Origin of the sequence: Acinetobacter sp. MF4640 (assembly GCF_002018895.1) — a bacterium.
Classification (GTDB): domain Bacteria; phylum Pseudomonadota; class Gammaproteobacteria; order Pseudomonadales; family Moraxellaceae; genus Acinetobacter; species Acinetobacter johnsonii.
In genome coordinates, this window is record NZ_MVOM01000153.1 from 1 (window position 1) to 605 (window position 605).

The window sequence follows — 605 nt, forward strand, 5'->3', positions numbered from 1 at the left end:
TCAGTTCAAACTTATCCTCACTATCAAAAACATAAACCATGTTCTTGCCTTCATATTCAGCTGGAGTAGGTGGTACAAAACGTTTCGGGATAAGAAGCTGTGCGAGTTGTTCATCATTTAATTTAAATAAGTGCATGTTTTTATCCTATTCTTGGTAAGTCTGACCATTTGGTTAAATACGATGGTGATCTAAGGTTTTGATTCATGTGCCATGAGGCTTCTTGATTGTTGGCAATTCCCAATGTGACGAGATTCTTCCCAAACCGTACACTGATGGCTTCGATGGCATCTGAAAGTTTTTCGCGTTCATGCCTATGTGAATAGTCCGTGAATAGATCGGGTACAAATTTGGATTTATCCGTAATTTCGAGCAGCACGATTCCCGCCTTTTTGTACTTAAAACCCTTCTTAAATATCTGATCGATACCCTTCATTGCTGCCTTGGTGATGAGTAATAAGTCGTCTGTATGCTCATGCATCTGAACCACGATATATGGCGAGTAGCGCTCGGACTTATCAAAGCGACTGGTTTGGATATAGACCCCAATCATTTTGCAGATTGAGCCATCTTCCCGCATTCGCTTTACGGCTCGAGCAACATAAAG

The 605-nt window shown here is 41.2% G+C and carries 1 protein-coding gene; it reads right to left on the reverse strand.

Annotated features, from left to right (window positions below):
• Positions 1 to 140 precede the first annotated feature (140 nt).
• Positions 141 to 605: DUF4113 domain-containing protein (locus tag MF4640_RS18875; protein WP_078390506.1), on the reverse strand; the 465-nt coding region annotated here is incomplete at its 5' end.